Genomic DNA, 4,746 nt, shown 5'->3' on the forward strand with positions numbered 1-4,746 from the left:
CGTTGGATGCATTTTTGGAGGAAATCGCGGCCGATGAGCTGCGGATCATCCGGTGCGCGGTTTATCCCGGCCGTTGGGCGCAATTTTCGCAAGACCATGGGCTCAACTGGCAGGTGGTCCCGTTTCGCGCGGGCGGCGCAACAGGCGTGCCCGAGAGTTCAGGGGTCTACTGCTTCATCGTGGGCAACAGTCTGGGCGGCCTGCCGCAAGTCCTATTTCCGCTATATGCCGGCGAGACCAAAAATCTGCGCAGCCGCTACATGCAATATTTGACCGAACGTACCAGCGAGCGCGGCCGCAAGCAGGTTCGAAAATTCCTGAACGTATTCTGGGGCGAAGCCGACTTCTGCTTCGCCGAGCATGAGGCCGACAAGCCGCGATTGCGAGAGATCGAACGTGCGCTTAACGACAGTCTCCTACCTCCCTATTCGCTGCGCGATTTCAGCGCTGAAGTGAAAGCAAGCCGAAATGCATGGCAATGAGTAGCGCGCTCTACCTTCCCGCCATCCAGGGCCAGTTCGGCAGCTGGCTTTATTATGCAGCGCTGATGCGGCTCGCCGATCTTCAGGAGCGGGTGCGCTATGCGCGCGAGATCCACGACAATCCCAAGCTGAGCGAGATGATCCAGCGCAGTCTCGACGACAAGACGCGCGCCCAGGACATTTCGGACTATCTGATCAAGACCCAGGACCGGTTCTTCAACTCACTAGTGGTGGGTGTCCATGGCGGCCACCCCCAATGGCACCCCTTCGACGTGAAGGTGCGCAATAACGCGCATCTCCTGTCAGATATCGACGACAAGGATCGCGAAGCGCTCGGCTATCTCGAGTTCAACGGAAAGGAAAATCTCTTCGCGCTGGACGGCCAGCACCGGCTGGCTGGCATCAGGCGCGCGCTCGAGAAGAACGCCGAGATCGGCGATGATAACGTGTCGGTCCTCTTCGTGGCGCACCAGACCGATGCCAAAGGGTTGCGGCGAACCCGCAGCCTGTTTGTGGCTATCAACAAGAAAGCGGTCCCGGTATCGAAGCGGGACATCATCGCGCTCGACGAGGTCGATCTGGCCGCTATCCTCACCCGGCGGTTCGTAGATGAGCAGGTACTCTTCAATCGAGGTCAAGTCGACATCGACCGATTCACGCCGAGCATCCCCGCCCAGGCGCCCGCGCTGACCACGATCGGTCACTTTTACGATCTCATTAAACTGGTGCTCGGCGACATCGGCGCGAGACGTGGCGACGACGAACTGAAGCTCGCCACGCGCGTCCGCCTGCCCGATCGCATTATCAACCGCTATGCGGACGAAGTCCTCGATTATCTCGAGCGGCTGATCGCGCTCGACCCCGAGCTCAACACCGCGATGCGCAGCAAGACATTCGGCGAGCTGATACCGGTGGGACGCGCCGCGCCGAAGCATCGGCTGATGTTTCGCCCGGTTGGCCTCACGATCATGATGCGGCTGATCGCCTCTATGCAGAAGGAGCATACGCTCGCCGCTGCCTTCAAGCTCGTCAAGAAGGTCCCGCTCGAGCTGACCAAAGCGCCGTTCAAGGGCGTGATCTGGGACGATCGCCGCAACCGGATGATTACCGCCAACGCCTCACTCGCCCTCGCCCTTCTCCAATATATGCTCGGGGAGCGAAAGGCCGATACGAAGCTGCGCGAACGCCTCGCCTTGGCGCAAGGTGTATCAGGCGGCAGCGTCCGCTTGCCTGCGCGGTTCAATTGATGACAGAGGCAACGGCGGGCCGGATCGTCGCCCAAATCCAGCTATCCAGTCCGCTCTCCGCGCCCACGTTACGCACGCGCGAGCTCGGGGCCGTGTTTCGCGACACAACCTCCTCGTACAAATTTTTCTGGCTGCTCGCGATCATCGATCTGCTGCCGGAATTCGATCGGCCATTGCCTGCGGCCCGGCTAGTGCAGGCAATGGTCATCCGCGCGTGGGCGGCGGTGGCACTCTTCCGCCTGTCGCTCGGCAAGGTCGATCGCCTGCAGGACTGCGTGCGCGCGCTCCAAGCAAGCTCGGGCTTGCCGGCGCGAACCTCGCCCGCGAGGCTATCGCGGGCGCTCGACGCCTGGCCGGCGCTCCCAGACTGGGTCGATGAGCTTGCTCGCTTTGTGCCCGGCCGCTTCCTCGGCACCTGGTTTCCCCAGGCGGCCCGCGCGACCCCATACGACCGGCGCGGCTCGCGCGAGCTCGTGGCAGTGTCGGATTGTGCCTTTGGCCGAGCCGATAGCGGTCCCTATCGGCTGATCGAAACGCGCGATGCGGTGCTGGTGGAGCTCGCGCCGGGCTGGCGCGATTGGCTCGGAGCGAACCGCGCGCTCGTGCTTGGCTTTGCCGAGCAGCAGCTCACCCGGTACCTTCAGGTGCGCAACCCCAATGTTCCGGGCATCGTCAACAAGCTCGAGCTGCCGCGCCGTCGCTCGCTTGGGCCGGCCCGGGCGTGGTGGGCCGAGATCATCGCTCAGGCTGGCGAGCCGGCATTAGCGGACATCTTCACCGGCGAGACACTCGATGAGCGATTCGAGGTCGATCATTTCCTGCCCTGGTCGTTCGTGGTTCATGACGAATTCTGGAATCTGGCCCCAATCGTGCCGGCCGTGAACCGCAACAAATCCGATCATCTCCCGGCGCTTGATCTGTATCTGCCGCGGCTCGCCGCGCTGCACGCCGGCGTTCTCCGCCGCCCTGGCCTTCCACGCGGCCTAGCCCAGACCTATGCCGAGTTTCTCGGCGTCGATCCACCGCAACTGATCGGGCTTACCCAGCAATGGATCGAGGATCGCTATCATCAGCTGGTCCGCCCCCTCGCACAAATCGCCGCGAATCAAGGGTTTCCGACAGATTGGTGCAGTCTCGCCGAGGCCGGTGATGCACAGGAATTTGCAGCCGAGGGTGGTGGTCAGGCCATAGGCCTGCTAGGGTCACCCGGGCGTGAGGTGAGGGGTAAAAGGTGAACATGGTTCCAGCGGACTCGCAGACGTACCGGTTTGGCGGGCACCAAAGCTTCGCGCTCCGGACCGCTTGGCTGCCCAAGGCCGCGCAAGCCATCAAAGAGGGCGACGATGTCTTCAGTGATCCGCTGCGCGGGGTAGTTCGGCTTGGCCTCGGCAAGAACATGGTCGAATCGCTGCGGATCTGGGTCGAGGCTTATGGCATCGCCACCCGTAAGGACGGCAAGTGGGCGCTCACACCCCTCGGCGAGGCGTTGCTCGGCGCCGGCGGCTATGACCGGTTCCTCGAGGACGAGCAGACGCTCTGGCTGCTCCACTGGAACATCGCCACGCTACGCGAAAATCCGTTCTTCGCCTGGGAGTTACTGATCAACCGCTGGAGCGAGCGGTTCTTCACCACGTCTGAGGTCATGACCGCGTTCGCGCACGAAGCCGAGCGAGCTGTCCGCCCGCTGTCGAGTGTCAGCGCTCGGCAGCATTTCGACGTTTGGCTGCACACCTATTTGCGCGGTCGCAACGGCCGCGGCGAGGAAGGGATTGATAGTCCCTTGTCGTCGCTCGGGCTGGTGGCGCGCGCTGGCGATCGCGAGACCGCGCAGGGTCGCCGCGAACCGGTCTTCGCCTTCGATCTCGATCCGAAGCCAATGATCAGCGACGCCCTGTTCGCCTATTGTCTCCACGACTGGTGGAGCAATGCGTTCGAATTTGAAGAGACTGTTTCGCTATCCTCAATCGCTTTTGGCCATCGCGCACCGGGTCGCGTTTTCCGCATGCCCGAAGATGAGGTGCTGGCGCGCGTAATGCGGCTTGCCGCTGGCCGCAGCGCCCGAATCGAGCTCATCGAGAGCTTCAACCAATTTATGTTGCGCCGCCCCACGTGCCCGGCCGGGACGCAACTGCTGCGTGACCTGTTCCGCCAGCAGCCCGCTGCGGAGCTGATCGATGCTTGATACCGAGACCCGCACGCCAGAACCACGCTTCGAGGCCCTGCTGCAGGTGCGGCCGCACCATCTGCGCTCGGTGCAGATCGAGCGCGATTTCGCCGACCCTCATGCCAGCCTCTATTATGTGGTAACGCCGTTCATCCGCGCCACCGCGCAGCGGCTGGCCGATGGTTTTCGCAGTGGCTCGACCGCGCGCGCATGGCGTCTGACCGGCGACTATGGCTCGGGCAAATCGAGCTTCGCGCTGGCGCTCGCGCGACTCGGGCTCGCCGAGAAGAAGCTGCTGCCCGAAGAGTTGCAGGACTATAGCGCCGCGCGGCGGCTCGAGCCTGTGCTCGTGGTGGGCGAGCGCGAGCCAGTAGGCCAAAGCGTGCTACGCGCGCTGCGTGCCACGGCCACGCGGTGCTTCGCGCGCATCCCGCGCGCGCTCAACACCGCGCTCAATGTGGCACCCGAGCCACCGCACGTGGTGGCGGCGCTGGACGCGCTGCGCGCGGCGCTTATCGCGGACGGCAAGGCGGCTGGCCTGCTCGTGATCCTCGATGAACTGGGCAAAAATCTCGAATTCGCCGCGGCCCAGAATCAGGCCGACGATGTCTATCTGCTGCAGCATCTGGCCGAGCTCGCGGCGCGCAGCGGCGATCAGCCGGTTATGGTGGTGGCGATCGTTCACCAGGCGATCGCCGGCTATGCGAGCCAGCTTACCAGCGCGCATCGCCGCGAATGGGAGAAGGTGGCGGGCCGCTACGAGGAAGTGGTGTTCTCGCCGCCGCTCGAGCAGGCCGCAACGCTGATCGCCGCCGCGCTCGACGTGGATGTCGACGCCTGCTCTGCCCCGCTG

The 4,746-nt window shown here is 63.8% G+C and carries 4 protein-coding genes and 1 pseudogene; all 5 read left to right on the top strand.

The features are described from left to right. On the top strand, window positions 1-482 hold a 482-nt coding region (locus EOA32_RS38965), incomplete at its 5' end, for a GIY-YIG nuclease family protein (protein ID WP_189407573.1). Next, window positions 479-1,729: a DNA sulfur modification protein DndB gene (locus EOA32_RS33170; protein ID WP_281015299.1), complete on the top strand. Its 1,251-nt coding sequence runs from the start codon at window positions 479-481 to the stop codon at window positions 1,727-1,729. The genes EOA32_RS38965 and EOA32_RS33170, both read left to right, overlap by 4 nt. Then, window positions 1,729-2,964, top strand: coding sequence for an HNH endonuclease domain-containing protein (locus EOA32_RS33175; protein WP_128373975.1), 1,236 nt, complete (start codon window positions 1,729-1,731; stop codon window positions 2,962-2,964). Before EOA32_RS33170 ends, EOA32_RS33175 begins: the two co-directional genes overlap by 1 nt. Window positions 2,965-2,966: 2 nt before the next feature. Then, window positions 2,967-3,911: a DUF4007 family protein gene (locus EOA32_RS33180; protein WP_245499473.1), complete on the top strand. Its 945-nt coding sequence runs from the start codon at window positions 2,967-2,969 to the stop codon at window positions 3,909-3,911. Then, window positions 3,904-4,746: pseudogene (locus EOA32_RS33185) on the top strand (hypothetical protein); the annotation flags it as partial. The gene EOA32_RS33180 and the pseudogene EOA32_RS33185, both read left to right, overlap by 8 nt.

The sequence above is a fragment of the Mesorhizobium sp. M1A.F.Ca.ET.072.01.1.1 genome, from assembly GCF_004023325.1.
Lineage (GTDB): Bacteria > Pseudomonadota > Alphaproteobacteria > Rhizobiales > Rhizobiaceae > Mesorhizobium.

Excerpts from the sequence above, each read along its gene's own strand:
- EOA32_RS33170 (WP_281015299.1), top strand. The coding sequence starts at position 479 with ATGAGTAGCGCGCTCTACCTTCCCGCCATCCAGGGCCAGTTCGGCAGC.
- EOA32_RS33175 (WP_128373975.1), top strand. The coding sequence starts at position 1,729 with ATGACAGAGGCAACGGCGGGCCGGATCGTCGCCCAAATCCAGCTATCC.
- EOA32_RS33180 (WP_245499473.1), top strand. The coding sequence starts at position 2,967 with ATGGTTCCAGCGGACTCGCAGACGTACCGGTTTGGCGGGCACCAAAGC.